Source organism: Nonomuraea sp. N2-4H (genome assembly GCF_045291505.1).
GTDB classification, from domain to species: Bacteria; Actinomycetota; Actinomycetes; order Streptosporangiales; family Streptosporangiaceae; genus Nonomuraea; species Nonomuraea fastidiosa.
The window spans coordinates 3,419,852-3,443,117 of record NZ_CP147987.1; the positions used below are offsets into that span (position 1 = coordinate 3,419,852).

The window sequence follows — 23,266 nt, forward strand, 5'->3', positions numbered from 1 at the left end:
CGCCCGGCTGACCCGCCCCAGGCGCGCCACGACGAGCAGCCCCGCGCGGCCGCCTGCTCCGCGCTCGCCCCGGTCTCTCACCAGCCTCACGGACGCCAGCCGCGCCCCGAAACGGCGGTGCGCCCGGCGGGCGACCACCCGCCGGGCGCGCTCAGGTCCTCAGGCCGGGGAACCGGCCAGGTCCTTCACCTTCGGCTCACCCGCACCCCGCGCGCCCTTGTCGCGGTCCCGGGTCACCACCACATACAGCGTCGGCACCAGCACCAGCGTCAGCAGCGTCGACGACACCAGGCCACCGATCACCACGATCGCCAAAGGCTGCGAGATGAACCCGCCCGACCCCGTCACGCCCAGCGCCATCGGCGTCAACGCGCAGATCGTCGCCACCGCGGTCATCAGAATCGGACGCAACCGCCGCCGGCCGCCCTCGATCACCGCCTCCACGACGCCCATGCCCTGCTCCCGATACTGGTTGATCAGGTCGATCAGCACGATCGCGTTCGTCACCACGATGCCGACCAGCATCAGCATCCCGATCAACGCCGGCACGCCCAGCGCCGTGTCCGTCGCCACCAGCAACCCGATCGCACCCGTCGCCGCGAACGGAATCGACACCAGCAAGATCACCGGCTGCACGAAACTCCGGAACGTCGCCACCATGATCATGAACACGATCGCGATCGCCGCCAGAATCGCCAGCCCCAGATCCTCGAACGCATCCGCCTGATCCGCCGACACACCGCCGATCTCGTACGACGCCCCGGCACCCAGATCCAGCCCGTCCAGCTTCTCGGTCAGCTCCTGCGTCACCGCACCCAGGTTCCCGGCATCGACGGCACGCGCCGACACCGTCGCAGAACGCTCACCATCGATCCGCGTCACCTGCGTCGGCCCGTCCACCTGACGCACCGACGCCACCGACGACAGCTTCACCAGCCCCGCCGCCGTCGGCAACCGCAGATCCTTGATCGCCTTGATGTCGTCCGGCGCCTCCGCACCCCGCAACACCAGATCGCTCGACCGGCCGTCCAGCGTGATCTGCCCCAGCGGCGCACCACGGAACGCCTGCGCCACCGCCTGCCCCACCGCGGCCTCCGACAGGCCGCGCTCGGCCGCCTTCTCCCGGTTCACCACGACCTCGACCCGCGGCGCGCTCGACTCCAGGTTCGACGACACATCACGCAGACCCGGCACCTCACCCAGCGCCGACGTCACCTTCTCGGCCGCCGCGCTCAGCGTCCCGGCATCCGACGCCCGCACGATCACCTCGATCGTGTCCACCGCGAACCCGCCGCCACCGGCCGCGCCGCCGACCGTCACCTCGCCCACACCCGACAGGCCGTCGATCTTCTCGCGCAGCTCGGCCTCCACCGCCGCGGCATCGGCGTCCTCGGCCAGCGTCACCGAGAACGACGCCCGGTCCGCGCCGCCGCCCAGACCGCCGGCCATCGCGCTGCCGCCGCCGACGTTCACCTGGTACGTCTCCACACCCGCCTGACCGGCGAGCACCTCCTCGACCTTCCGCGCCGCCTTGTCCGTCGTCGCCAGATCCGTGCCCACCGGCATCCGCTGCGACAACGACAACGTGTTCTGCCCCGAAGCGTCCAGGAAGTTCGTCCGCAACGACCCCGCGATGCCCATCGTCGCGACGAACACCGCCACCCCGATGAGGATCGTCACCAGCTTGAACCGCGTCGCGAACCGCAGCACCGGCAGATACGCCCGCTGCAACGGCGAGCGCAGCTCCTTCGCCTCGGCCTCCGCACGCTGCCGGCGCGCCTCCTCCGGCGACAGATCCGGCGCCGTCAAAAACCAGTACGCCAGCACCGGCACCACGGTCAGCGACACCACCAGCGACGCCAGCAACGCCACCGTCACCGTGATCGCGAACGGGCTGAACAGTTCGCCCACCATGCCGCCCACCAGCGCGATCGGCGCGAACACCGCCACCGTCGTCAGCGTCGAGGCCGTCACCGCCCCCGCCACCTCGCGCACCGCGGTCAAGATGGCCTGCATCTTGGCCTCGCCGTAGCCCAGATGCCGCTTGATGTTCTCCAGCACCACGATCGAGTCGTCCACCACACGGCCCACCGCGATCGTCAGCGCGCCCAGCGTCAGCAGGTTCAGCGAATGATCACCCGCCCACAGCACCAGCAACGCGATCACCACCGACAGCGGGATCGACACCGCCGTCACCAGCGTCGAGCGCACCGACAGCAGGAACACCAAGATCACCAAAACGGCGAACACCAGGCCCAGCAGGCCCTCGGTCGTCAAGCTCTCGATCGACTGCTCCACGTACGGCGCCTGGTCGAACACCACCGACACCGCCGTGTCCGACGAATCACCCAGCGCCCGCGTCAGCTCCGGCAGCTTCTCCCGGATGTCACGCGAGATCGCCACCGCGTTCCCGTCGGGCACCATCGTCACCGACAGCCCCAGGCTCGCCTTGCCGTCCGTCCTGGTGATCGTCGTCGCCTCGGCCAGCCCCCGCTTGATCACCGCCACATCGCCCAGCTTCACCGGCTTGAGCGGCTTCGGCCGCGCCGCCTGCTGCTGCGCCTGTGCGGCCTGAGCAGGCTGCGCCTGACCCGGCCGGCCCTGAGCCTGCGGCTGCTGAGGCTGCGCCTGGGGCTGCGGCTGGGACGGCGTCAGATACAGGCTCTTCAGCTTGGCCACCGAGTCGACCCGCGAGCCCACCTGCACCGTCAGCGCCTTACCGTCCGACGTCAGCGTGCCCGCCGGAATCGGCGTCCCGTTCGCCTTCAGCACCTCGGGGATCTGCGCCGCCGACACCCCCGCCAGCGCCATCTTCCCCGCATCCGGCTCGATCGTCACGACCTCGTCACGGGTGCCGGTCACCGACACCTCGCGCACGCCCTCCACGCTGGACAGCTCGGGCACCGCGATCCGCCGCAGCTTGTCGGCCATCGCCCGCTCGTCACCGCCGTCGCCGACCGCCAGCACCATCACCGGAATGTCATCGGTGCTCCCCGCCACCACCTGCGGCTCCACACCATCCGGCAACGACACCCGGTTGATCGCCTGCTGCATCTTGTTCAGCGCCGCGTCGATGTCCGTGCCGTACTCGAAGGCCACCTGGATCTGCGCCAGGCCCTCCTTCGACGTCGACGTCATCTGCTCCATCCCGGCCAGGCCCTGGAAGGAGTCCTCGATCGGCGCCGTCACCTGATCCTCGACGATCTCCGGCGACGCCCCGGGATAGGACGCCACCACGAACGCCCCGGGAAACGACAACGACGGCAACAACTGCTGCTTCAGCTGCGGGATCGTGAACACGCCGAAGGCGCTGAGCACGACCGCCACCAAGATCACAAGACTGCGGTTGACCAAGCTCAACCGGGCGAATGCGGTCACAGAGCTCCCCCTCTAAGAGTTCGCCCAAGACTAACACTTCGCCTAGAACGAATATTTAGCCACAACAAGCTTTCCTGATAACCTTCTCAGGAAGCGAGAGGTGAGCGTGAACAACGAACGCGAAGAGCTGATCCACCGGATCAACCAAACCCAACGAGCCCTGGCACGACTGTTCGCCCAGCAACACCAAAGCCCCCTCTTCACCTCCAACCTCACCCTCCGCCAGCTCAAAGTCATCATGCTCCTGTCCATCAACGGCTCCGCATCCGGACAGGACCTCGCCCACGACCTCGGCGTCGGACTCGGCACCGTCACCGGCATCGTCGACCGCCTCGTCGCCCACGGCCTCGTCAGCCGCCACGAAGACCCCCACGACCGCCGCGTACGCCGCGTCGAACTCACCCCGCCGGCACCCGCCTCATCGAAGAGATCAACAACGCCGGCGTCGAACAGTACCGGCGCATCATGGACCACCTCGACACCGAGACCCTGCGCGCCCTCGACCAGGTCACCCGCACCATCCACACCGTCGCCGGCAACCTCGCCCGCAACGAGCACGACACCCCCGCCCACCGCTGACGACCGCCCGGCACCTGTGGCGCCCATCACACGGAACCCCGCCCCACGCGCGGACACAGACAGAGCGTGAGCACCGATCGCGAATTATGGTCACGCGCGGCCGACGGCGACAGCGAAGCCTTCGGGGCCCTGTTCGACGCCTACGCGCGCCACATCTATAACCACTGCTTCCGCCGCACCGCCGACTGGTCGGCCGCCGAAGACCTCACCTCCGTCGTCTTCCTCGAAGCATGGCGCCGCCGCGACCAGGTACGCATCCACCACGACAGCGTCCTGCCCTGGCTCCTCGGCGTCGCCAACAACGTCCTGCGCAACCGCCACCGCGCCCTGCGCCGGCACAAGAACGCACTCCAGCAGCTCCCCGCCTCGGCCTGCGAACCCGACCCCGCCGACGACATCGCCGGCCGCATCGACGACGAACACCGCATGCGCGACATCCTCGCGCTCATCGACCAGCTGCCCCGAGCAGACCGCGAAGTCCTCGAACTGTGCGTCTGGTCCCAGCTCACCTACCAGGAAGCGGCCATCGCCCTCGACATCCCCGTCGGCACCGTACGCTCCCGGCTCGCCCGCGCCCGCACCCGCCTGAAGAACCTCTCCGCCACAACCCCCGCACCACGCCGATGGAGCGACCGCCTTCACCGCGCTCAGCAGGAAGGGAGAACAGCTGTGACCGACCACCGCCTCCCACAGGAACGCGACCTTCCCGCCCACCGGCACGCCCTCAGGAAAACCCACCTCATGACCCTCATCGACCAGCAGACCGCCACCCCACCCGCACGCCGCCCCCGCTGGCCGATCCTCGCCGCCCTCGCGACCGCCGCGGCCGCCGCCCTCGTCATCGGCCTGCCCATCGCCCTCGACCACGGCGGCACCCCCGCCAACGCCGTCATCCGCGAACCCGACGGATCCATCAAGATCTACATCACCGACTACAAGCACCCCGAGCTCATCGAACGGCGCCTGCGCGGCTTCGGCGTCCAGGCCGACGTCACCTTCCTCCCCGCCGGCAAGGACTGCAAAGAGCCCAGGGCCACGTACCTGCCGGACAACCCCGCCCTCCTCACCGCCGAGCCGCCCGCCGAAGGCGAGGAGACCTACAGCAGGCTCCACCCGGAACAGATCAAGCCGGGCCAGACCTTCGTCTACACCCTCTGGTACATCGAGGACGGGGACGACCGCATGGCCATCGCCCGCCCCCGCGTCGCCACCGGCCCCGTCGCACCCTGCGAAGTCATCCCCGGCGGGCCCGAGCTGCGCCGCGACCCCCACGGCGGCATCGGCGGCTGACCGGGGGCCTCGCCTGTGGGTGCTGTTCTTCTCTTTGAGGGGCGGAGGCTTGTCACCAACCCGACGCCTTTACAATGTAGATTCACAGCACCCACGGATACGGGGCCGCCCCTTGGTCAGGCCAGGCGGGACAGGACGGACGGCAGCTTGTCCTCGTACACGACCGTCAGCCGCCGCGTCGCCCGCGTCACCGCCACATACAGGTCCTGACCGCCCATCGGCGACTGCTCCAGGATCCCCGCGGGATCGACCACGACGACCGCGTCGAACTCCAGTCCCTTGGCCTGACCCACCGTCAGCACCGCCACCGGCGCCTCGAGCCCGCTGCCGGGGAACAGCGCCGACACCCGCGCATGCCGCGCATCCGGCGTCAGCACGCCCAGCCGGCCCTCCCCGATGGCGGCCAGCTCCTCGTCCACCACGCCGGGCAGCGCCTCCACCGGCAGCCTCAGGGCGCGCGGCTCGGACTCGCCCTCGCGTACGGACTCCGGCGGCTCCTCATCGGGCGCGAACGAGCGCAGCACGTCGGCCGCCACCCGCATGATCTCCACCGGCGTACGGTAGTTGACCTCCAGCCGCTCCACCCGCCAGCGGCCCTCCAGGTAGGGGTCGAGCACCTCGCCCCAGGAGCGCGCGCCCGCCGCCGAGCCCGTCTGCGCCAGATCGCCCACCACGGTCAGCGACTTCGCCGGCACCCGCCGCATCACCATCCGCCACGCCATCGGCGACAGCTCCTGCGCCTCGTCCACGATCACGTGACCGTACGCCCAGGTGCGGTCCGCCGCCGCCCGGTCGGCCGTCGTCATCCCGATGCCGTCATCGGCGTGCCGCTCGGCCAGCACGTCGGCCCGCTCCAGAATGCCCTGCTCGGCCACGCCCGTGACCTGCAGCACCTCGGCCGCGTACCGCTCCTCCCCGGCCTGCTCCTCGCGCTCGCGCCGGGCCGCGACCCGCTGCGCCGAGTCGTCCTCGCCCAGCAGCTCGGCCGCCTCGTCCAGCAGCGGCACATCGCCCACCGTCCACGGCGACTCCAGCGGGCGCACCAGCGCACGCCACGACAGCCCGGCGGGGGCCGCCGCCTCCAGCTCCTCCGGCGAGGACAGCAGCTCGGCCACGAAACGCTGCGGCGTCAGCTCCGGCCACAGCTCCTCCACCGCCGCGCGCACCTCCGGCTCGCCCCACAGCCGCCGCGAGGCCAGCTCGATGTCGAGCTCGTCGAGGTCGCCTTCCAGATCCAGCGGCTCGCTCAGCTCCGGCTCATCGGGGATGTCCAGCTCCTCGATGTGCAGCGACTCCTCAAGCGCCCGCGCCTCGGCCCTGGCCAGCTCCTTCAGCAGCTCGGTGACGTACAGCTTGCGCGCCATGTTGTGCGGCAGCCGCACCGCGCGGGCCCGGTCGCGCAGCCGCAGGCAGGTCCCGTGCGGCACGCGCAGCCGCAGCCCGTCCAGCTCGATCACCAGATCGCCGTCCGGCACCCGCTGGCGCCGCCGCAGCGCCTCGGCCAGCAGCTCGGCCATGCGCAGGTCGCCCTTGACCAGCGCCTGCGCGGGCTTGTCGGCCACGGCCGCCGTCACCCCGGGGAACATCCCGCCCACCGTGGTCATCACGACCTGCGTCTCACCCAGCGCGGGCAGCACCTGGCTGATGTAGCGCAGGAACATCGGGTTGGGGCCCACCACCAGCACGCCGCGCCGTTCCAGCGTGTCGCGGTGGGTGTAGAGCAGGTACGCCGCCCGGTGCAGCGCCGCGACCGTCTTGCCGGTGCCGGGGCCGCCCTGGACGACCAGCGCCCCCTGCAGGGCGGACCTGATCACCCGGTCCTGCTCGGCCTGGATGGTGGCCACCACGTCGCTCATCCGCCCGGTGCGGCCCCGGCGCAGCGCGGCCAGCAGCGCCGCCTCGCCCACCAGCGTGCGGCGGTCGCCCTCGCTCATGCCCTCCAGGTCGAACACCTCGTCGTCGATGCCGACCACCACGCGGTCCTTCAGGTGCAGGTGCCGGCGGCGCACCAGGCCGCCGGGGTCGGCGGCGGTGGCGACGTAGAACGGCCGCGCGGCCGGCGCCCGCCAGTCGATGAGCACCGACTCGTGCTGCTCGTCGCGCAGCCCGATCCTGCCGATGTAGGTGGTGTTGCCGTCGGCGTCGTCGATGCGGCCGAAGCACAGGCCGCGTTCGACCGCGTCGAGCTGCGCCAGCCGCCGCGCCTGCTCGGCGGCCAGCACCTCGCGCTCCACCCGCGCCTGGCGGGTGCCCGCAGCGCCGCCCCTGGCGTACACCTCGCGCAGCGCCTCCCGCGCACGCTCCCTGGCGGCGTCGAGCCTGCCGTAAAGCCACGACACGGTGCGCTGCTCGGTGTCAAGGGCTTCGGCGAGACCATCTTGACGATTAGCCATTCCGTGATATACTCCTTCTGGAGGTCTGTGGAGCTCGACGTAATGTGATGGACGCACGAGCTTAGTCCCGCGCACGCCCGCGCGCAATCACCCTCCCCGCCTTTCCTGCCGCACCGCAGGTGCTAGCTTGACCGTCCATGGCGGACTATCTGCGAGAGCTGTTCTCCCTCCACGGCCGGCGCGCCCTGGTCACCGGCGGAAGTTCCGGCATCGGGTACGCGACGGCCGAGGCCATCGGGCGCGCCGGAGCCGAAGTCGTCATCGTCGCCCGTACGCAAAGCGCACTCGACCAGGCCGTCACCCGCATGCGCGAGCACGGCGTCACCGCCTCCGCCATCGCCGCCGACCTCGGCGTGCGCGCCGACGTCGAACGCGTCGTCGCCACCGCGGGCGACGACATCGACATCCTCGTCAACGACGCCGGCAACAACATCCGCAAGCCGATGGCCGAGCTCACCCAGGACGACTACGACCGCACGCTGGCCGTCAACTTCACCGCCCCCTACCTGCTCGGCCAGCACTACGGCCCGAAGATGGCCGCCCGCGGCTGGGGCCGCATCATCAACGTCGGCTCCCAGCAGTCCATCAGCGCCTTCGGCGACAGCGGCATCTACGGCGCCTTCAAGGCCGCCCTCGCCGGGCTCACCCGCTCCCAGGCCGAGGCGTGGTCCGCCCACGGCGTGCGCGTCAACACGATCATCCCCGGCTTCGTGCTCACCCCGCTCACCGCCGAGGCCCAGGCCATCCCCGGCCGCGTCGAAGCCCTCGCCGCCCGCCACATGGTCGGACGCAACGGCCTGCCGCAGGACTTCGCCGGCGCGGCGGTCTTCCTCGCGAGCGAGGCGTGCTCGTTCATCACCGGACAGATGCTCTTCGTGGACGGCGGCTTCTCCGTCCACTGATCCCGGCCACCGGGGCGAGAAGACCCCGCGCCTTTACGTTGTAGATCAAAACTGGATCAGGGAGCGACGGCGCGGGCGACGGTCTCGCGCAGCAGCGCGCGGCGGCGCTCGTGCACATCCTCCGGCTCGCCGGCCGAGGCCGCGTGGTAGCTGCTGACCGGCGACCAGGCGAAGGCCAGGGAGATGACCAGGGCCATCAGCGCCGCCGGATCCCCCTGCCGCACCCGGCCGGCCGCCTGCGCGGCCTTGATCGCCTCGAGCTTCGGGCCGTCATCGGGGGCATCGTCCATCAGGCGGCCCGTCGGGTGGCGCTCCAGGCGCAGCCAGGCCGTCAGGCGGGCCAGCTCGGGATGGCGCAGGTTCTCGTCGTAGATGCTGACGGCCCACCCGGGCAGATCGTCGGCGTCCAGCGGGACAGCGTTGCGCAACCGGTCGGACAGATCGGCGATCACGGCGTCGAACAGCCCGTCCTTGCTGCCGAAATAGCCGTAGAGCTGGGCCTTGTTCGTCTTGGCCGCCGCGATGATGCGGTCGATCCTGGCCCCGGCGATGCCGCGCTCGGCGAACTCCGCCGCGGCCGCGTCGAGGATGCGCCTGCGCGTCGCGGCACCGCGCGCGGTGGTGGGCAGTTCAGGCATGGGCACCACCATAGCAAACAGACTAGTTGGTTTGCTTTTTCGCGGCGACGCGCTACGCTCCCGAAACAGACCGAATAGTCTGTTTGGAGGCAATCGTGCGTACCACCACCGCATGGCGCAGCACCGGCGACGGCTCGGTGACCCTGGAGCGGGTCACCATCGAGCGGCGCGATCTGCGCGACCACGACATCGCGCTACGCGTCGACTACTGCGGCGTCTGCCACAGCGACCTGCACCGAGTCAAGGGCATGCTGAAGGAGGGCGCGATCGTCCCCGGCCACGAGTTCACCGGCACGGTCACCGCCGTCGGCCCCGCCGTCACCCGCTTCGCCCCCGGCGACCGGGTCGCGGTCGGCACCATCGTCGACTCCTGCGGCAAGTGCGCGATGTGCGAGATCGGCCAGGAGAACTACTGCCTTGAGGGCCCCACCAGCACCTATGGCGCCAAGGACCGCGTGGACGGCACCAAGAACCAGGGCGGCTACAGCCGCGAGTTCGTGGTGACCGAGAGGTTCGCCTACCACCTGCCCGACGGCCTCGACCCGGCCGGCGCCGCCCCGCTGCTGTGCGCCGGGATCACCACCTGGGAGCCGCTGCGCGCCGCCGGCGTCGGCAAGGGCACCAAGGTCGCCGTCGCCGGGCTCGGCGGCCTCGGCCACCTCGGCGTGAAGCTGGCCGTCGCGCTCGGCGCCGAGGTCACCGTGCTCAGCCGCACCCCCGACAAGGCCGGCGACGCCCGCGCGCTGGGCGCCTGCGACCTGCTGGTGACCACCGACGAGGCGCAGGTCGCGGCCGCCCGCCACCGGTTCGACGTCATCCTCGACACCGTCCCGATCGAGCACGACCTGACCCCGTACATCAGCATGGTGGCCCTGGACGGCACCCTGTCCATCCTCGGCTACCCCTTCCCGACCACGGTTGCGATCATGGAGCTGATGCGTGGCCGCAGGAAGCTCACCGGGTCCGGCACCGGCGGCACCCGGCAGACCGCCGAGCTGCTGGAGTTCGCCGCCCGGCACCAGGTCACCGCCGACATCGAGGTGCTGCCGTCCAGCCGCGTCGAGGAGGCGCTCCACCGCCTGGACAACAACGACGTCCGCTACCGCTTCGTCCTCGACCTGTCCGACCTCGACCAGCCCGCCGCCTGACCACCGCCGTCGCGCGGACGGCGTGGTGCGCGGCGTGACCAGGACGCCGCACACCACGCCCGGCGCCGCGGCCGGGCCCGGGATCCGCAGCGCGCGGGTCTGGGCCCGGCCGCATCCGTCGCCGTACGCCGCCCGCGCGATCAGAGATCAGGAGAGCAGGACCTGGCCGAGGACGTGCTCGCCGATGGCCGCCATGCCGGGATGATCGGCCGAATGGGCGGCCAGCGCCGTGCCCATGACCAAGGCCCAGCCGCGGGCCCGCTCCCACGTCGTCTCGTCGGCGTCCACGTGCGCGCGGAACACCTCCCGCGCCTCCTCCTCGAACACCAGCCACGCGGCGGCCAGATCGGTGGCCGGATCGCCGCTGGTCAGGTCGCCGAAGTCCAGCACCGCCGCCAGCCCGCCACCGTCGGCGCCGGCCAGGAGGTTCGCCGGATGCGGGTCGCCGTGCAGCCACAGCGCAGGCCCCTGCCAGGACGGCAGCGCCACCGCCTTCTCCCACAGGGCCAGCAGCTCCGCCGAGCGGGGGATCGACCGCAGGCGGCCCCGCACCGCCTCGTCGCGGGCGGCCAGCGGCACACCGCGCACGGGGTTACGCGGCGCCTCCGGCGGCGCGGGCCGGTGCAGACCGTTCATGAACGCGGCCAGCGGAACCGCCAGCCCCGCCCGCTCGGCCGGCGGCACGGCGGCGACCGTACGGCCCTCGAACCAGGGCGCGATCGTCCACGGCCACGGATACCCCTCACCCGCCACCCCCGCCCGCACCGGGACCGGCAGCGCGACCTCCACATACCCCGCCAGGACCGGCAGCCAGCGCTGCTCATTGACGATCAGCTCGACCGCCACCTCGCGGCGCGGCAACCGTACGGACAGGTCGGATCCCAGGCGGTAGATCACGTTGTCCCAGCCGTTGGCGACCAGGGTGAGCGGGCCCGCCAGATCCGGGTGCTGGGCACGGACGAGACGATCGACGAGATCGGCGTCGATGTCGATCTCGGCCGCGGGGGTGTTCATGGCGACACCCTAACGTCCGCCGCCACCGGCCGGGCCGCCAGGCCGGCGCGGGACCTCAGCGGAAGTCGGCGGCGTGGTCGCACACCCACTCCGCGAACGTCCGGGCGGATCGTCCGGTGACCTTCTCGACGATGACCGACGTCTCGGGCACGGCCTCGGCGCCCGCCGCCCACGTCCGCATGACGACCTCCACAGCCGTCGCGGGCATCGTCGCGGCCAGGTCGGCCCGCCCCTGCTCGGGCGTGACCTCCTCGACCGGGATCGCCCTGCCGAGGGCGGCGCCGATGTGGCCGACCTGCTCGCGCAGGGTGAGCGCCTGCGGCCCGTACACCGTGTACGCCTGCCGCCCGTGCCCCCGCTCGGTCAGCGCCGTCACCGCGAGCGCCGCCAGGTCCCGCTCGCTCACGGGAGCGGTCATCGCCTCCGGATACGGCAGCCGCACGGCCTCCCCGCTCTTGATCGTCCGCGACCACCACCAGCGGGTGTTGGTCGCGAACATCCCCGCGCGGAGGAAGGTCCACGACAGCCCCGACTCCTCCAGGGCCGACTCCACGATGCGATGGTCGCGCGCGATCGGATTGCGGGCGGCGCCGGGCTGCACGATCGCCGCGGACGACAGCAGCACCACGTGCCGCACCCCGGCCGAGCGGGCGGCCGCCACGAACCCCTCGATGCCCGCGGGCCTGGCGTAGAGGAAGACGTGCGTGGCGCCTTCCAGTGCGGCGGGCAGCGTCTGCGGGGCGTCCAGGTCCGCGCGCACGTGGGACGCGTCCGGCGTCCTGCTCGTCAGCCGCACCGGAACGCCGGCGGCGGTCAGACCCGCGGCGACGTGGCGGCCGACGCCGCCCCGCGCCGAAGACGACCGTGGTCATGATGTGGACTCCTCCGTGAGCAGGGTGACGAGCTGGGCCCGCAGGACCTCCCGGATCTCGGGCGACAGCGGGTCGCCGCCGAGGATGTCCCGGACCAGGTGCGGCATCGTGATGGGCGCGAAGATGATCGCGTACGCGGCGAGCAGCGCGAACGCGGGGCACCGTCCGCCGCAGACCGGACTCCTCGATGAGGCGCTCCATGGCGGCGTGCAGCCGGAAGATGGGGTCGTCGCGCTCCTCGGGGCCGCCCACGCCGATCGACGACACGTACACCACGTGCCGGGCACGCCGGGCGATCGCCTCCAGCACGGCGGGCGCGCCCCTGGTGGTGAGAAACGGCCACACCAGGAAGACCGCCGTGACCCCGTCCAGCGCCTCGCCCAGCCCTTCCGGGGCATCGAGACCTCCGGTCACGGCGGGCACCGATACGTGCGCCGCCTTCCCGGGGCGTACCAGGGCGCGGGCATCGGTCCTGCCCATCGCCTGGAGCCGCGCGAGCACGTGTCGCCCCACGTTCCCCGTGGCGCCGGTCACCAGAATCATCGCCTCATCCCTTCTCAGGTCTCGGGCTCACGTCTCGGGACGAGGGTGCGGTCCGGGCGACCCGATGGCGAGCCGGAAGCGGGCGCATGACGCGGATCCGACACTCACGAGCCTGTGAACGGTGGGAATCGACACGGCGGACGAGCTCGACCGGCGGCTCATCCACGCGCTCCAGCTCGACGCGCGCGCACCGTTCAGCCGCATCGCCGAAGTGCTGGGCGTCTCCGACCAGACGGTCGCGCGCCGCTATCGGCGGTTGCGCTCGGCCGGCCTGCTGCGGGTGGTCGCGGTGCCCCCGCCGGATTCCACGGGTACGGGCGCTGGATGCTGCGCCTGCGGTGCGCACCGGGAACCGCCGACGCCGTCGCCGCCGCGCTCGCCCGCCGCCCCGACACCGCGGCGGGCGCCGGGCTGCCGCACTGCGACGCCGACGACCTGCGCCTGCTGAACGTCCTCGCCCACGACGGCCGCATGGCACTGCCCGCTCTCGCCTCCGCCACCGGCTGGTCGCGGTCGACCGTACGGCGGCGCATGGACGAGCTCCAGGCCCGCGGCGCACTGCACTTCTACGCCGAGTTCGACCTCGCCTACCTCGGCTACCGGCCCCACGCCTTTACGTTGTAGATTACTTACGGCGGAACTCCCGCTCCCCCTTGTCCGCGCGCCAGGCCCTGATGACCAGCTCGTCGCCCTCGACGCGGGTCCACACCACCTCGCTCAGCTCGACCCTGAACAGGTGGGAGTCGTCGCCGGGCTGCCCGGCCGCCGCACGCTCCCGCGGGTCGGTGATCTCGATCGCCCGGCCGGCCAGCTTCAGGTCGCCCTCCCACGTGGCCGGGTCGTCGTTGAACGCGGACGTCACGTGGATCGCCATGCGCGGATCGCGCCGCAGGTCCAGCGCCTTGACCGCGCCGGCCATCGAGCCCAGCCACAGCTCGCCGTTCCTGCGGTCGACCTCGGTGCCGCTGACCCGCGGCGAGCCGTCCTTGCGCAGGGTGGCGAGGACCTTGTGCTTGTACGCGTCCATCAGCCGCCGAGCGGCCTCGGCCAGCTCGGGCGCCTGACGCTGGAACTCCTGCCATGAAGTCATGGCCACCATCATGGACTCCTCCACCGACATCATCGCCGGCTTGCGCTTGGGGTACGTTAGTAAACGAATATACGTTTACTAATTGACCGGGAGAGGCACCATGGTGGATCGGGCGTTCAAGGCGGCCGCGTTCGTCGGCGTCAGCCTCGACGGGTTCATCGCCCGCGAGGACGGCGACCTGCACTGGCTCACCAGCAGGGGCGAGGCCGCCGGCGACTACGGCTATGACGCGTTCATCGAGGGCATCGACACCGTCGTCATGGGGCGCGGCACGTACGAGCCGGGCCGAACCTATGATCCGTGGCCGTACGAGGGCCTGGCACGTCGCCGTGCTCAGCACCACTCTCCCCCTTGACGCGGACCCGCGCATCAGCGTGCACCGCGACCTCGGCGACCTGCTGCGCGCGCTGGACGAGCGCGGCGCCAAGAGCGTCTACGTGGACGGCGGCCAGGTCATCCGCACGTTCCTGCGGGCCGGGCTGATCGACGCGCTCACCATCACCACGGTGCCGGTGCTGATCGGGAGCGGGGTGCCGCTGTTCGGGCCGCTCGAGCGGGACGTGCCGCTGCGGCACGTGGCGACCAGGGTGCTCGGGGCGGGAGTGGTGCAGTCCACGTACGCCATCGAGCCGGTCACCTGACGCTTCCCTCGCGAGGGTTACGCTGGGGCCGCCGTTGCGGAGCGAGGAGGGACCATGCCGCGTACCTGGTTGACCGAGCGGTTCGGGCTGACGGTGCCGCTGGTGGGCGCGCCCATGGCGGGCGTGAGCGACGGGCGGCTGGCGGCGGCGGTGTCGGCCGCGGGGGCGCTCGGCATGTTCGGGGTGCCGCCGTCGGCGACCGCGTCGTGGATCGAGGAGCAGGCGCAGGTCGCCGCCGCGACCGGCAGGCCGTACGGCATCGGGCTGCTGGCCTGGGCGCTCGGCGATCATCCCGAGCATCTCGACGCGGTGCTGCGGGTGCGGCCCGCCCTGGTGTCGGTCAGTTTCGGCGACTACGCCCCGTACGTCGAGCCGCTGCGCGCGGCCGGGATCACCGTGGCCGTCCAGGCGGGCACCACCGAGGAGGCCGTGCAGGCCGAGAAGTCCGGCGCGGACGTGGTGGTGGCCAGGGGCGGCGAAGGCGGCGGGCACGGCCGCGACGAGGTCGCCACGCTGCCGCTGCTGCAGGGCGTGCTGGACGCCGTGCGCGCGCCGGTGCTCGCGGCCGGGGGCGTCGCCACCGCGCGCGGGCTGGCCGCCGTGCTCGCCGCGGGCGCGGAGGGCGGCTGGGCGGGCACCGCGTTCCTCGGCTGCACCGAGACGACGCTCTCCCCGAGGGACGCGAGCGGCTGCTCGCCACCGGGGAGACCGGCACCGCCTACGGGCGGGTGTTCGACGTCGCGCAAGGGCTGGCGTGGCCGCCCGAGTACGGCGGCCGGGCGCTGCGCAACGCCTTCTACGACCGGTGGAAGGGCCGCGAGGACGAGCTGGCCCGCAACGCGGGGGCGCGGGCCGAGCTGCAGGCGGCGCGGGCCGGACGCGACTACGACACCGCCTACGTGTACGCGGGGCAGGCGGTGGGCACGGTGCGGCGCGAGCGCCCGGCCGCCGACGTGGTCGCGGACTTCGCCGCCGTGGACGAGCTGCTCGGCCGCTTCACCACGGCCCGCTGACCCCTCCACCGCCGTCCCTCCCGCACCGATACGCGCGACGCTCCCGGGTAGGGACGGGAGGAGTGAGGCGGCCGGAAGGGGGACGGCGTGCGAGACGACGGCGAACAGGCAACCGGCGACCTGCGCAGCGCCGGTGAGCGGGCACTCGACGGCCTGCTCACCGCCATGCACCTGGCCGGCATGGAGGAGATGCCGGCCCTGGTCGCCGAGCACGCGCGGCTCGAAGGCTTCTCCGACCTCGCGATCTACGTGACCGACCTGCAGCACCTGCTCCTCGTGCCGCTGCCGGGCCAGCAGGACGCCTCCGGCGGCCCACTGCCAACGATCAAGATCGACGGGACGCTGCCGGGGCGGGCGTTCCAGTCGGTGTCGCTGGTGAGGTCGCGCGTGGGCGACGACGGGCCGTACCGGATGTGGACGCCCCTGCTCGACGGCGCCGAGCGGATCGGCACGCTGGGCCTGACCGCGCCGCACGACGGCGAGCCGGTCGAGGAGCGGGTCAAGGCTCTGGCGTCGCTGGTGGCGCTGCTGGTGGTGAGCAAGCGCCCGCACAGCGACTCGTGTGCGCGGCTGGTACGCGCCCATCCTCTGACGCTGTCGGCCGAGGTGCTGTGGAACCTGCTGCCGCCCGGCACGTTCGCCAACGACGACGTGGTGGTCAGCGCGACGCTGGAGCCCGCGTACGCGATGGGCGGCGACACGTACGACTACGCGATCGACGGCCACACGTTGCACCTGTCGATCTACGACTCCATGGGCCACGACACCTCCGCCGGTCTGACGGCCACGCTCGCGATGGGCGCCTCGCGTAACCACCGCAGGCAGGGCAGGAGCCTGGCCGAGACCGCACAGGCGGTGGACGAGGCGATCGGCGGCGAGTTCGAGGGGCGTTTCGCCACCGGGATACTGGCCGCGCTCGACCTGCGTACGGGCGTGCTGACCTGGGTGAACCGCGGCCACCACCCGCCGCTGGTGCTGCGCGGCGGCCGGCTGGTGGCCACGCTGTCGAGCACCCCCGACCCGCCGATGGGGCTCGGGCTGGGCGGGACGACCGGCGAGCTGCGCTTCCAGCTCGAACCCGGCGACCGGCTGCTGCTCTACACCGACGGGATCATCGAGGCCAAGAGCCCGGACGGCGAGGAGTTCGGGCTTGACCGCTTCATCGACTTCGTCGTCAAACGGGAGGCCGACGGGCTGGCGGCACCCGAGACGCTGCGGCGGCTCATCCAGGCGATCCTGGCCCACCAGGGCGGACGGCTGCAGGACGACGCGACCGTGATGACCGTGGAGTGGAAGCCGTCGCGGCACCGCTACCGGCTGGTGCCGTGACGCCGTGCCGGCGCGCTGACCTGACGGCGCCGACCCGGGCATCGGACACGTGCTGACCGGGCGGCAGGCAGGGTGCGCCGAACGCTCCGCCGGTGTTACATGCTTCGGATGATCGACGATCCGCTGGAACGCCTTCGCGCCGCCGCCCGCCGTACCCGTGAGACCCGCCGTGAGAGCACCGGCCTGAGCCATGAGGACGCCGATGACGACGTCGGCACGATCGGCACCGACGGCGCGCTCGGCTTCGACCCGTTCCCGCTGCTCGAGGCGCTGCACCGGCACGGGGTCAGGGCGGTGGTGATCGGGCAGGTCGCGGGCATCATGCACGGCTCGGCGGAGCTGACCGGCGACCTCGACCTGCTCTGGGACGGCTCGCCCGCGCACGCTCCCGCCGTGGCGGCCGCGTTCGCCTCGATCGGGGCGCGGCTGGGCGGCGGGCTGCCGCTGGAGCCGAAGTCGTTCCTGCGGCCGAAGGTGGCGTTCACCGCGCCCGGGGCGGGCGGCGACTGCTGCACCCCGGCGCTGCCGTGGGGCGACCTGCATGTGCCGGGCTTCCTGGACCGCGCGCTCACCGCGACCGGTCCGGACGGCCTCACCGTGCACTACGCCTGCCTCGACGACCTCATCCTGATGCGCCGCACCCTGGGCCGTCCCAAGGACCTGCGCCGCGCGGCCGAGCTGGAACGCCTGCGCCCGGGCGGGGTCACCACCGCTCGCGCAGCCAGTCCAGCGACGCCCGGCCCAGCGCCGTCATCATCTCCAGCACCCCGCGATCCGCTGTAGCGCCCGCCGCCACGGCCGTCCTTAATCGGATGCCCGGACATCGGCAAAGCGGGTCCGGTCCGCGGGCCGACAGTCTACGATCGGCGGATGGCCGTACCCGAGCTCATCCGCATCGCCACCCGCTCGTCACCCATGGCGCTCGCCCAGGTCGAGCGCGTACGCGGCGAGTTGGCCGCGCTGCATCCCGGCATCCGCACCGAGGTGGTGCCGGTGACGACGTCCGGGGACAGGTGGCAGGGGGCGCTGTCGGAGCTGGGCGGCAAGGGCGCGTTCACCAAGGAGGTGGACGAGGCGCTGCTGACCGGGCGGGCCGACCTGGCGGTCCACTGCATGAAGGACATCCCCGCCGACCGGCCGCTGCCGGCCGGGACGGTGTTCGCCGCCCACCTCAAGCGCGACGACCTGCGCGACGCCCTCGTCCACCCCGGCGGCCTCACGCTGGACGAGCTGCCCGACGGCACCCGCATCGGCACCTCGTCCGTACGCCGGGTCGCCCAGCTCGCCGCCTCCCACCCGCACCTGCGCTGCGTGCCGATCCGCGGCAACGCCAACAGCCGCCTGGCCAAGCTCGACGCGGGCGAGGCCGACGCCCTGCTGCTCGCCGTCTCCGGCCTGGAACGCATCGGGCTGCGCGACCGCATCAGCGAGATCCTGTCGCTGGAGACCATGTGCCCGCCGATCGGCGCGGGGGTGCTCGCCCTGCAGTGCCGCGAGGACGACACCGCGACCATCGACGCCGTCGCCGGCCTCGGCCACCCGCCCACCTGGCGGGAGATCACCGCCGAGCGCATGCTGCTCCACGTCCTGCAGGGCCACTGCAACAGCCCCATCGCCGGGTACGCCCGCGCCGAGCGCGACGGCCGGCTGTCGCTGCGCGCCCGGGTGTTCTCCCCCGACGGCAAGACGGTCCTCGACGCCCACGAGTGGGCCGGCCCTCTCGACCCGGCCACCCTCGGCACCTCGGTCGCCGTCGCCCTGCTGCGGCAGGGCGCCCGCGAGGTCATCGACGCGATCCCCCACTGAGCGGCCGCCCGCTGATCGCGAGCAGGGCGCTCAGCCCGCAGCCGGCTGAGCCACGTGCCCGCCCTCGTCAGGAGGGAGGGGGCAGGCGGTCGATGTCGGGTACCCACACTGTGCGGTCGGAGGCGGGTGGCAGCCGGCGGGGGCGCAGGTGGCGCAGCAGCGTGCGCAGCAGCGGGCTCGGGTTGCGGCGGTGCCAGACGAGCGACCACGGCATGAGCGGCTCGGGCTCGACGATCGGGATACGGCGCAGCCCGCTGCCCGAGGCGTCGATGCTCTTCTCCCCGAGCCCCACCGCCTCCTTCTCCGCCAGGAACTGCTCCACCAGGTGCCGCAGGCCGATCGCGGGCGGGTTGAAGCGCAGCGGCACGCCGAGCCGCCGGGCCAGCCACGTCAGGTAGCCGCGCCATTCCACCGCGCCCGCGGGGTCGGGCATCGCGATGCCCGCGGGCCGCAGGTCGGCGGGCCGCAGCACGTCCCTGCCGGCCAGGGCATGGTCTTCAGGGACGTAGGCGACCAGCGGCTCCAGGTGCACGAGCCGGTGCAGCAGTTCGCCCGGCCAAGGGGCGGGGGTGTCGTGGACGCGGCCGAAGGCGGCATCGATCTCCTGGCGCCGCAGGGCGGGCAACGCCACCGACAGCCCCTGGCGCATGCTGAGCTCGACCCGCAGGCGGGGATCGAGCTCGCTGGCCTGGCGGATCATCCGCAGCGGCGTGAACCGCTCGTCGTAGACGTCCACGCGCAGCGGCTCGCCTCCGTCGCGCACCTCACGTACCGCCAGGTCGAACGCCGACACCGCCGCCCGCGCCTTGGGCAGCAGCCGCCGGCCCGCCTCGGTCAGCTCCACCGCCCGGGTAGTGCGGGTGAACAGCGGCGCCGCCAGCGCCTCCTCCAGGCGGCGCACCCGCTTCGACAGCGCCTGCTGGGTGAGGTAGAGGCGGGCGGCGGCACGGCCGAAGTGCAGTTCCTCGGCGGTGACGACGAACGCCCGCATGCCCTCGATGTCCGGTTCCACGCTGAGAGCCTGTGATCATCGCCCAGCGGTTGTCAATCGGCGGCGGATCGTTGTTGGACGGCGGACACGGCCGCCCGCTTTGCTGGTCTGCGCGATCAGGAAGGAGTGGCACGTGAAGATCATCGAGGTGCGTCCTGAGCTGCACCTGCTGCTGCTGGAGTTCGGCCAGGCGTACCTGTGGAACGACGGGGGCGAGCTCACTGTCGTGGACACCGGCATCGCCACCTCGGCGGCGGAGATCGCCGCCGCGATCGAGGAGCTGGGCATGCGCAAAGGCGACGTCAGGCGCGTGGTGCTCACCCATCACCACGAAGACCACAGCGGCGGGGCAGCCGAGATCAGCGGGTGGGGCGAGGTCAGCGTCATGGCTCACTGGCAGGACGCGCCGGTGATCCGCGGCGACGTCCCCGTGCCCCCGCTGGACCTCACCGACGAGGAGCGGGATCTGCACCGCGACCTCGGCGCGCACCTGCTGCCCGCCGCACCGCCGTGCCGGGTGGACCAGGAGCTGAAGGACGGGGACGTCATCGACTTCGGCGGCGGCGCGCACGTCCTCCACCAGCCCGGCCACACCGACGGCAGCATCGCGCTGTACCTGCCGCGCTTCGGTGTGCTGTTCACCGGCGACACGGTCGCGCACGTGAACGGGCAGGTCACGCCCGGCGTCTTTCACCGGGACCGCGCGGCGGCGCTGCGATCGTTCCTCCGGCTCGCGGACGTGGACGCCGACCTGGCCTGCGTCGGTCACGGCGCACCCATCACCGGCGCCCGCGCCGCGCTCGCGGCGGCGTCAGGGGCGATCGCCGTCTGACCGGCGCGGTGGAGCACCGCCCGACCGGCGCTTCAGCCGCTGAAGTCCTCGGCGTCCTCCAGCGGGGTGGGGCGCGGCCACGTGACGGCCGCGAAGACCACCGAGCAGGCCAGGAACCCGGCGCTCATGCCGGCGAAGCCCGTCCAGAACGAGCTGAGGGACGTGCCGAGGTCGATCCCGATCATCAGGGCCGTGACCAGGCCGGCCGCGATCCCCGCCACCAGGGCGGGCACGTAGCGGGGCGGCCGGTGCGCCAGCGCTCCGGTGAGCGGCGGCACCAGCGGGAACAGCGCCACCGCCCAGCCCGCCCTCGGCTCGCCGAAGAGCGCGAGCCGCACCGCGGAGACGGCGGCCGAGACGCCGATCGCCACAATCGTCCAGATGACGAGCTTGACGGGGTGGTAGCGGACGTTGTGCTCGGAGGCGTGGGGCTCGGGGCCGAACGTCCAGAAGCCGATCAGCTCCGCCACCATGTCGCCGATGCCGGTCCTGCCGCCGTCAGGGCTCTTGTCGGGACTCATGGCCGTGATGATCTCACACGGCCGCGGGTCCCTCCTCCCGCCGATCGCCGCCGATCTGGTCCAGGAACGCCTTGGCGGCCGGGGACGGCGGGTCGTGCCAGATGAGGTGCTCAACGCGGGTGGGGTCGTCGCGCAGGCGGATGACGCGCAGGTCGGGGAAGCGGGGGGCGTACGCGGCGGGCAGCATGCCCACGCCGAGCCCCTGGCGTACCAGATCGACCATGAAGTCCGCGGACGACACCTCGAACGGCACCTCGCGCCGCACCCCGGCCGCCGCGAACGCCTCGTCAGACTGCACCCGTCCGGCCGCGCCGGCGCGGAAGTCGATGAACGGCTCGTCCGCCAGGCTCCGCAGATCCGCCTCCCGCTCCGTACGGGGATGGTCGGGGGCCACCACGGCGACCAGTTCGCCGCCGCCCAGCCGGCGGCTGCGCACCCCCTTCGGCTCGGTGCGGGGCGGCAGGCCGAGGAACGCGACGTCCATGGCGCCCTGCCGGACCCGTTCGATGAGCGGGTCGCTGCCCGCCGAGGTGAGCGTGATGCGGACGCGGGGATGGCGGCGGCGGAACTCGCGCAGCTCCACCGGCAGGTCGAGCGCGGTCACCGTGGGGATGGCGCCGACGGCCAGCCGGCCGAGGATCTCGCCGCCGGCCGCCGCCACCTCGGCCCGCGCGCGGTCGGCGGCCTCCAGGCATTCGCGGGCGGCCGGAAGGAAGGCCTCGCCCGCGGCCGTCAGCCGGACCCTGCGGCTGGTCCGCTCGAACAGACGGGCGCCCAGCTCGCGTTCGAGGGCGGCGATCTGGTGGCTGAGCGCCGACTGTACGACACGGCAGCGCTCGGCGGCGCGGGTGAAGTTCATGGTCTCGGCGACCGCGACGACGTACCTCAACTGCTGAAGTTCCACCCATCTATCATGAATCACGATCGATCACGATGAAAAGTATGTGTTGGACTCATTGATCGGTGTTCCACCACGCTGGAACGCATGACTGTGAACCAAGCGAGTCGTGCCGCTCGGCAAGAGCGGCCATCCCAGGTCAGGCCGTGGCTCGGTGTCGCGGCGATCACCGCCAGCCTGTTCGTCTTCCTCACCACCGAGCTGATGCCGGTCGGCCTGCTCACCCCCATCAGCGCCGGCCTCGGCATCTCCGTGGGCACTGCGGGACTGATGGTGACGTTGATGGGGGTTTCCGCGGGGTTGGGCGTGCCGTTCATCGTGGCGTGGACCAGGCGCGTCAACCGGCGGACGCTGCTGGCCGCGCTGCTCGTGGTGCTGACGCTGGGGAACGTGATCACGTCCGTGTCGGCGAACTTCCCGCTGGTGCTGACCACGCGGCTGGTGATGGGGTTCGCCAGCGGCACGTTCTGGGGGATCGGCGTGGCCATGGCGATGCGGCTGGTGCCGGAACGGCACGCGAGCCGGGCCGCCGCCGTGGTGATGTCGGGCATCTCCATCGGCGCGGTGGCCGGCATCCCCTTGGGCACCACGCTGGAGAGCCTGACGGACTGGCGGACCACGTTCCTCATCTGGGGCGGGCTCAGCGCGCTGGTGCTCGTCGCGGTCGCCGTCCTCATTCCGTCGCTGCCGTCGGACAACGCGGTCTCGGCGCGCGAGGTGTTCCGTCTTCCGCTGCGGAACGGGCCGCTGCGGCTGGTGCTGACGGCCGTCGTGCTGTTCGTGCTGGGGCACTTCGGCGCGTACACCTTCGTCCGGCCCTACCTGGAGGAGCACGCCGCCGCCACGCCGCTGTTCGTGACGATCCTGCTCATGGCGTACGGCGTCGGCGGCGCGGTGGGCAACCTCGTCGCCGGGCCCATCGTGGCCAGGAACGCGCGGCGCGGCTTCATCGGCGGGTCGGCCGGGCTCGTGGCGTCCCTGCTGTTGCTGCTCACCCTCGGGCAGACGCAGGCGGGTGCGGTGGTCACGCTGATCCTGTGGGGTGTCACCTTCGGCATCGTGCAGCTCAGCCAGGTCACGATGACGCAGGCGGCCGCTCCTGAGACGTTCGAGGCCGCGATGTCGCTCAACACGATGGCGTACAACACCTCCATCGCGCTGGGGGCGCTCGTCGGCGGGCTGTTCGCGGACGGGCTGGGGGTGACCAGCGTCGTCTGGTTCGGCATCGCGCTGACCGCAGGCGCCCTCCTCCTCGTCCTGTCCTCCCGGCCGGCGACGCGCGCCTGACACGCTCAGGGTGTGCCGTCGATGGCGACGTCCACCCGCGGTCACGGCCGTTCCCGCGCGCTAAGGAGCGGCCGGACGGGGAGGGCTGATCAGCGTCGCAC

21 protein-coding genes and 4 pseudogenes are annotated in these 23,266 nt (G+C 72.3%); 15 read left to right on the forward strand and 10 right to left on the reverse strand.

Features of this window, described 5'->3' with window-relative positions; translation table 11 throughout:
• Positions 1–159 precede the first annotated feature (159 nt).
• Positions 160–3,378 (reverse strand): efflux RND transporter permease subunit, encoded by a 3,219-nt coding sequence (locus tag WBK31_RS15885; RefSeq protein ID WP_406675114.1) that lies wholly within the window; start codon positions 3,376–3,378, stop codon positions 160–162.
• Positions 3,379–3,616: 238 nt separating this feature from the next.
• Here WBK31_RS15885 and WBK31_RS15890 point away from each other — a divergent pair.
• Both WBK31_RS15890 and WBK31_RS15895 read left to right on the forward strand, forming a co-directional pair.
• Positions 3,617–3,703: pseudogene (locus WBK31_RS15890) on the forward strand (MarR family transcriptional regulator); the annotation flags it as partial.
• A gap of 320 nt (positions 3,704–4,023) precedes the next feature.
• Positions 4,024–5,247: an RNA polymerase sigma factor gene (locus WBK31_RS15895; protein WP_406675115.1), complete on the forward strand. Its 1,224-nt coding sequence runs from the start codon at positions 4,024–4,026 to the stop codon at positions 5,245–5,247.
• A gap of 116 nt (positions 5,248–5,363) precedes the next feature.
• On the opposite strand, the gene WBK31_RS15900 is transcribed toward WBK31_RS15895, so the two are convergent.
• The gene (locus WBK31_RS15900) at positions 5,364–7,640 is read right to left on the reverse strand and encodes a HelD family protein (RefSeq protein ID WP_406675116.1); all 2,277 of its coding nucleotides are present in this window, start codon (positions 7,638–7,640) and stop codon (positions 5,364–5,366) included.
• 137 nt (positions 7,641–7,777) lie between these two features.
• On the opposite strand from WBK31_RS15900, the gene WBK31_RS15905 reads away from it, so the two are divergent.
• The gene (locus WBK31_RS15905) at positions 7,778–8,542 is read left to right on the forward strand and encodes an SDR family oxidoreductase (protein WP_364051446.1); all 765 of its coding nucleotides are present in this window, start codon (positions 7,778–7,780) and stop codon (positions 8,540–8,542) included.
• A 56-nt stretch (positions 8,543–8,598) separates the two neighbouring features.
• On the opposite strand, the gene WBK31_RS15910 is transcribed toward WBK31_RS15905, so the two are convergent.
• A complete protein-coding gene (locus tag WBK31_RS15910) occupies positions 8,599–9,180 on the reverse strand; it encodes a TetR family transcriptional regulator (protein ID WP_364051449.1) in 582 nt (193 codons plus the stop codon).
• Positions 9,181–9,275: 95 nt separating this feature from the next.
• Here WBK31_RS15910 and WBK31_RS15915 point away from each other — a divergent pair, with 95 nt between their 5' ends.
• Entirely contained in the window at positions 9,276–10,328 is a 1,053-nt protein-coding gene (locus WBK31_RS15915) for an NAD(P)-dependent alcohol dehydrogenase (RefSeq protein WP_406675117.1), read from the forward strand.
• 147 nt (positions 10,329–10,475) lie between these two features.
• Here the strand turns inward: WBK31_RS15915 and WBK31_RS15920 are convergent, their stop codons facing one another.
• The 3 genes and pseudogenes from WBK31_RS15920 to WBK31_RS15930 all read right to left on the reverse strand — a co-directional run.
• Positions 10,476–11,342, reverse strand: a complete 867-nt coding sequence (locus WBK31_RS15920; protein ID WP_378788848.1) for an aminoglycoside phosphotransferase family protein — start codon at positions 11,340–11,342, stop codon at positions 10,476–10,478.
• A 55-nt stretch (positions 11,343–11,397) separates the two neighbouring features.
• A pseudogene (locus WBK31_RS15925) lies at positions 11,398–12,183 on the reverse strand (NAD(P)H-binding protein); the annotation flags it as partial.
• Positions 12,184–12,385: 202 nt separating this feature from the next.
• Positions 12,386–12,757: pseudogene (locus WBK31_RS15930) on the reverse strand (SDR family oxidoreductase); the annotation flags it as partial.
• Positions 12,758–12,878: 121 nt separating this feature from the next.
• Here WBK31_RS15930 and WBK31_RS15935 point away from each other — a divergent pair.
• Together WBK31_RS15935 and WBK31_RS15940 are read left to right on the forward strand one after the other, a co-directional pair.
• A complete protein-coding gene (locus WBK31_RS15935; RefSeq protein WP_364051461.1) occupies positions 12,879–13,205 on the forward strand; it encodes an AsnC family protein in 327 nt (108 codons plus the stop codon).
• Positions 13,091–13,381, forward strand: a complete 291-nt coding sequence (locus tag WBK31_RS15940; RefSeq protein ID WP_378790236.1) for an Lrp/AsnC family transcriptional regulator — start codon at positions 13,091–13,093, stop codon at positions 13,379–13,381. The genes WBK31_RS15935 and WBK31_RS15940 overlap by 115 nt, the downstream gene beginning before the upstream one ends.
• A 1-nt stretch (position 13,382) precedes the next feature.
• On the opposite strand, the gene WBK31_RS15945 is transcribed toward WBK31_RS15940, so the two are convergent.
• Positions 13,383–13,847: a pyridoxamine 5'-phosphate oxidase family protein gene (locus WBK31_RS15945; protein WP_378788845.1), complete on the reverse strand. Its 465-nt coding sequence runs from the start codon at positions 13,845–13,847 to the stop codon at positions 13,383–13,385.
• 100 nt (positions 13,848–13,947) lie between these two features.
• On the opposite strand from WBK31_RS15945, the gene WBK31_RS15950 reads away from it, so the two are divergent.
• The 7 genes and pseudogenes from WBK31_RS15950 (at position 13,948) to hemC (ending at position 18,636) form a co-directional block, all read left to right on the forward strand.
• The gene (locus WBK31_RS15950; RefSeq protein ID WP_406675118.1) at positions 13,948–14,202 is read left to right on the forward strand and encodes a dihydrofolate reductase family protein; all 255 of its coding nucleotides are present in this window, start codon (positions 13,948–13,950) and stop codon (positions 14,200–14,202) included.
• Positions 14,177–14,488 carry a dihydrofolate reductase family protein gene (locus WBK31_RS15955; protein WP_406675119.1) on the forward strand — a complete coding sequence of 104 codons (312 nt, stop codon included), beginning with the start codon at positions 14,177–14,179 and terminating at the stop codon, positions 14,486–14,488. The genes WBK31_RS15950 and WBK31_RS15955 overlap by 26 nt, the downstream gene beginning before the upstream one ends.
• A gap of 114 nt (positions 14,489–14,602) precedes the next feature.
• Positions 14,603–15,097 (forward strand): annotated as a pseudogene (locus tag WBK31_RS15960) (nitronate monooxygenase); the annotation flags it as partial.
• 119 nt (positions 15,098–15,216) lie between these two features.
• The gene (locus WBK31_RS15965) at positions 15,217–15,501 is read left to right on the forward strand and encodes a hypothetical protein (protein WP_378790287.1); all 285 of its coding nucleotides are present in this window, start codon (positions 15,217–15,219) and stop codon (positions 15,499–15,501) included.
• Between the two features lie 87 nt (positions 15,502–15,588).
• The gene (locus WBK31_RS15970; RefSeq protein ID WP_406675120.1) at positions 15,589–16,830 is read left to right on the forward strand and encodes a PP2C family protein-serine/threonine phosphatase; all 1,242 of its coding nucleotides are present in this window, start codon (positions 15,589–15,591) and stop codon (positions 16,828–16,830) included.
• 108 nt (positions 16,831–16,938) lie between these two features.
• Complete coding sequence (locus WBK31_RS15975; protein ID WP_406675121.1) at positions 16,939–17,613, forward strand: hypothetical protein; 675 nt, start codon at positions 16,939–16,941, stop codon at positions 17,611–17,613.
• 87 nt (positions 17,614–17,700) lie between these two features.
• Positions 17,701–18,636, forward strand: coding sequence for a hydroxymethylbilane synthase (gene hemC, locus WBK31_RS15980; RefSeq protein ID WP_364051479.1), 936 nt, complete (start codon positions 17,701–17,703; stop codon positions 18,634–18,636).
• A gap of 67 nt (positions 18,637–18,703) precedes the next feature.
• On the opposite strand, the gene WBK31_RS15985 is transcribed toward hemC, so the two are convergent.
• A complete protein-coding gene (locus tag WBK31_RS15985) occupies positions 18,704–19,648 on the reverse strand; it encodes a LysR family transcriptional regulator (protein WP_364051482.1) in 945 nt (314 codons plus the stop codon).
• A 112-nt stretch (positions 19,649–19,760) separates the two neighbouring features.
• Here WBK31_RS15985 and WBK31_RS15990 point away from each other — a divergent pair, with 112 nt between their 5' ends.
• The gene (locus tag WBK31_RS15990) at positions 19,761–20,459 is read left to right on the forward strand and encodes an MBL fold metallo-hydrolase (RefSeq protein WP_378788839.1); all 699 of its coding nucleotides are present in this window, start codon (positions 19,761–19,763) and stop codon (positions 20,457–20,459) included.
• 32 nt (positions 20,460–20,491) lie between these two features.
• Here the strand turns inward: WBK31_RS15990 and WBK31_RS15995 are convergent, their stop codons facing one another.
• Together WBK31_RS15995 and WBK31_RS16000 are read right to left on the reverse strand one after the other, a co-directional pair.
• A complete protein-coding gene (locus tag WBK31_RS15995; protein WP_364051488.1) occupies positions 20,492–20,980 on the reverse strand; it encodes a hypothetical protein in 489 nt (162 codons plus the stop codon).
• 13 nt (positions 20,981–20,993) lie between these two features.
• Entirely contained in the window at positions 20,994–21,884 is an 891-nt protein-coding gene (locus tag WBK31_RS16000) for a LysR family transcriptional regulator (RefSeq protein WP_406675122.1), read from the reverse strand.
• Positions 21,885–21,965: 81 nt separating this feature from the next.
• Here WBK31_RS16000 and WBK31_RS16005 point away from each other — a divergent pair, with 81 nt between their 5' ends.
• Positions 21,966–23,165 (forward strand): MFS transporter, encoded by a 1,200-nt coding sequence (locus tag WBK31_RS16005; RefSeq protein ID WP_364051494.1) that lies wholly within the window; start codon positions 21,966–21,968, stop codon positions 23,163–23,165.
• The last annotated feature ends 101 nt before the right edge of the window (positions 23,166–23,266 follow it).